The organism is Myxococcus dinghuensis, from assembly GCF_024198235.1.
Taxonomy (GTDB): Bacteria; Myxococcota; Myxococcia; order Myxococcales; family Myxococcaceae; genus Myxococcus; species Myxococcus dinghuensis.
Window position 1 is genome coordinate 1 of sequence record NZ_JAKCFB010000097.1, and the last position, 4,258, is coordinate 4,258.

The window sequence follows — 4,258 nt, forward strand, 5'->3', positions numbered from 1 at the left end:
GCGCGCGGGCGGCCCGGGGCGCGTCGCCCGAGGCGCGGTGCAGGTGCGCCACGCGCAGCGCCGCGTCCACGTCCGGCTCCGCCGCCGCGGCGGCCTTCGCCGCCTTCAGCGCGTCCGGCAGCCGGCCCGCGGACTCGAAGGCCCGCGCCGCGGCCAGCAGCAGCACCAACCGCTCCCGCCCGGACGCCAGCTCGGCGCGAGCGACCTGGACCTCCGCCCGGCGCGAGGGCGCGTCGCCCAGCAGCTTCTCCAGCGCCGCCAGCGCGTCCGCGTAGCCGGAGCCCGCGGTGCCACGGGCCACCACGTGTTCGAGCGCCTCGCGCGCCGCATCGTCGCGGCCCGCGTCGCGCAGGAGGCCCGCCAGCTCCAACCGCAGCAGCGACGCCTCGTCCGCGTCCTCCACGCGCGGCACCAGTCGCTCCAGCGCGTCCACCAGGCGCGCCGGCTCGCTCCGGGACCGCAGGCCCGCGACCAGCGCGCGCAGCGCGGCGACGTCCTCGGGCGCGGCCTCGGCGGCGCGCTGGGTGAACTCCCACGCGGCGGAGGCGTCCGCGAGCGACTCGGCGGCCACCGTGGCGGCGGCCAGGAGCAGCTCCGCGGCGCGCGCGCCACCGGCGGCCTCCGCGCCGGACTCGTAGATGGCCAGCAGGTCGCCGTGGCGGCCCAGGGCGCTCAGGCCCGCCACCGCGCGGTCGATGATGGTGGCGTCCGCCGGGCGCAGCCGCGCCAGGGGCAGCAGCGCGTCGATGGCGTCCTTCGGGTCGTCGAAGAGGTCGGCGGCGCGGCGGTAGAGCACCTCGGCGGTGGCCGTGTCGTCCGCGTTGCGCGCCAGCTGGAGCGAGGCGCGGTACAGGCCCGGCGCGTTGCCGGTGCGGGAGTGGACCTCGGCCAGCAGCGACAGCGCCTCGCGGCCCCGCTCGCCCTCCGGCTCCAGCGCCACCACCGCCTCGAAGGCGTCCGCCGCGTCGTGGTACGCGTTGGTGCCCAGCGACGCATGGCCCAGCCGCAGCCACGTCCGCGCGCGCACGGCCACGGGCAGCGTGTCTCCGCCAGCCGACAGCAGGCGCCGGTCGTACGGTCGCGCGGCGGAGGGTCCCCCGCTCCGCGCGGCCAGCTCGGCCCGGGCGCCCAGGGCCTCCACGTCGTCGCCCGCGCGCGACAGATAGGCGTCGAAGGCCTCCGCGGCCAGCAGCACCTCGCCCGCGTCGAGCAGCCGCGTGGCGCGCTCGCGCAGCAGCGGCAGGGCCTCGTCGGCGGGCAGCGCGGCGGCGCGCTGGGACAACAGCTCCGCCAGGCGGCGCACGTCCCCGGCCGCGCGCTCGCGCACGCGCTCGAAGGCCTCCGCGCTCGACGGGGACAGCTCGAAGGCCCGGTCCTCGCACAGGAGCGCGCGCTCGCGAGCCCCCGCGGCCAGGAAGGCCCGCGCCGCGGCCAGGTAGCTCCCGGCGGCCTCCGCCTCCGGCTGGTGCTGGGCCCGGCGCAGCATCAGCTCGGCGAGCGACTGGTGGTCCTCCGTCTCCTCCAGGAAGGCGCGGTGACGGGTGAAGACGGGCTCGCGGAAGGGGTCCGCCTCGAGCAGCACCGCGTCGAACTCGGCGGCGTCCGCGTGCCGCTTCACCTCGTGCAGCAGCTCCGCGGCCTGCGCGGTGAGGTCCAGGTCGTCCGGGCGGGCCGCGCGCGCGGCGATGAAGGCCGCGGCGGCGGCCTCGGGGCGGTGGGCGCGGTCGCGGTACAGCACGGCGGCGCGCTGGAGCAGCGCGGCGCGGGTCTGCGCGTCCTCCGCGTCCTCGGCGCACTCCTCGTACCAGGCGGCCAGCTCCGCCAGCCGTCCGTCATGCTCCAACAGGCGCGACAGGAGCGCCTCGGCGTCCGCCAGCGAGCGGTCCAGCCGCAGCGCCTCGCGCAGGTAGTGCTCGGCCTGGGACGCGTCGGACAGCACGCCCAGGTGCAGCCGCGCCAGCCGCAGCCGCAGCGCCGCGCCCTCCTGGGCGTCCTCCAGCAGCGGCAGCGCCCGCTCCAGCCAGAGCGCCTCCGCCTCCGCGTCGTCGCGCCGCTCGGCCAGCGCCGCGCCCAACCGCGCGGTGCCCAGGTCCTCGGCCAGGGAGAAGGCGCGGTCCAGCGCGGCCTCGGACGCGGCCAGGTCCAGCTTCACGTCGCGCAGGAGCTCCGCGCGGCGGCGCTCGCACGCCGCGGCCTCGGCGGGACGGCCCTGGGCCTCCTGCAAGTCCCTCGCGTCCGCCAGGGAGCGCAGGGCCTCGTCCACGCGGCCCGTCTCCTCCGCGAGCCGGGCCTCCTCCGCGTAGGCGGCCAGCGTGGCCCCCACGTCCCCCGCCTCCAGGCTGAGCGCGGCGACGTGGCGCAGCTCCGCGAGCAGCTCCACCGAGCGGCCCGTCTCGCGGAAGAGCGCGGCGAGTTGCCGGCGCAGCGGCAGCGGCGTGCGCGCCATCTGCGCCGCGCGCGACAGGAGCGACGCCGCCACACCCGCGTCCGCCAGCACCGCGCGGGCCCGCTCCGCGAGCACCACCAGCCGGCGGACCGTGTCCTCCGAGGGCGCCAGGGCCTGCGCGTGGGTGACGAGCACCTCGAACGCGCCGCGCGGGTCGTCCTTCTCCAGGAGCGCGGAGAGGTGCTGCACCGCCGCCTCGCACAGCGGCCGGTGGGTGAGCAGCGTGCGGTAGGCCCCCACCGCGCGCTTCGCGTCGCCCGCGCTCTGCGCCAGCTCGCCCAGCCGCAGCCACGTGGCCTCGGCGGCCTCGGGGTCGGCGCCGAAGTCCGCCGTGGTGGCCAGCGCCTCCTGGAGGGGCAGCGCCTCCAGCACCGCGCCGCGCAGGTAGAGCAGCTCCGCCAGCGAGGCCAGCTCCGCGCCCGTCGCCGGCACCAGCGTGTGCGCCTTGCGCGCCAGCTTCAGCGCCCGGTCCAGCTCCTGCGCGCCCCGCGCGTAGGTGGCGCCCTCGCGCAGCAGCGCGGCGGCCTCCTGCGCGGACGCGCTCTCGGCGGCCGTCTCCAGCAGCGCGGCGGCCTCGCGCAGCTCGCCCCGGCCCGCGACCAGCGCCACCAGCCGGCGGCGCACGGACGCATCGGTGGGCCCGAGCCGCAGCGCCTGGCGCAGCGCCGCCTCCGCGGAGGCCGGCTGCGACAGCCGCTCGAGGTAGAGGTCCGCCAGCTCCGAGTACATCGCGGCCGACTCGGCGGGCGCGACGTGCGGGGCCTCGGTGGAGAGCAGCTCCGCCAGCGCCTTCCAATCCCCCAGCGCGCGCAGCACCCGCTGCAGCGACGCGGTCGCCTGGGCGTGACGTGGGGCCAGCGCGAGCGCGGCGGACAGGCTCGCGCCCGCGGCCTCCGGCTGTCCGCGCGCCTCCAGCAACGCGGCGCGCGCCAGCAGCGCCTCCACCCGACGCGGCGTGGGGCCCTGGCGCGAGGCCTCCTCCAGCGCGACGGCCTCCTCGTCCGGACGCGCGTCGCGGCGGGCCAGCTCGGCCAGGGTGAAGAAGGCGTCGCACCGCTCGGCCTCCGAGGGCGACAGGGCGATGGCGCCCAGCAGGGCCTCGCGCGCGGGCTCCCGCGCGTCCTTCTCCGTCAGCAGGGCCGCCAGCGCGAGCATCCGCTCGCGGGCGCGCGTGGAGAGCTGGGTGTCCGCGGCGACGGCGCGGCGCCACACCTCCAGCTCGGCGACCTCGTCACCGGACTCACGCGCCAGCTCCGCCAGCGCCAGCAGCAGCGGCGCGGGGCGGCGGGCCAGCTTGGCCGCCTCGGAGAAGTCGTCCCGCGCGGCGCCCATGCGCCCGGAGGCGCGGTGGAGCAGCGCCCGGCGGGCGAGCAGCTCGGCGCGCGCCTCGCCCGAGGCGGCCGCCACCAGCGCGCCCAGCAACTCCAGCCGCTCGGCCTCCTCGTCGTGGGAGCCCGTGCCCGGCGGGGGCAGCAGGTCCAGCAGCGCCTGGGCGGCCCACGTGTCCTGGGGCTCCTCCAGCCGCAGGCTGCGCAGCGAGTCCACCGCGGCGCCCGCCCGGCCCAGCGCGAGGGACAGCTCCGCCAGTTCGCGGCGGGCCGCGCGGCGCGGCTCCCCGGACAGGCGCGGCCACAGCTCCACCAGCAGGTCCGCGAGCGCCTCGCGCGCCCCGGACTTGCGGTGCAGCGCGGCCAGCTCCACGCGGGCCTCCAGGTCCTCCGGGGCGCGGGCGCAGTACTCGGCCAGCAGGCGGCGCGCGGCGTCGGCGCGGCCCGCGCGCACGGCGGCGCTGGCGGCCTTGCGCGTGAGGGC

1 pseudogene is annotated in these 4,258 nt (G+C 79.4%); it reads right to left on the minus strand.

The features are described 5' to 3' along the window. A pseudogene (locus tag LZ198_RS42555) lies at positions 1 to 4,258 on the minus strand (flagellar hook-length control protein FliK); the annotation flags it as partial.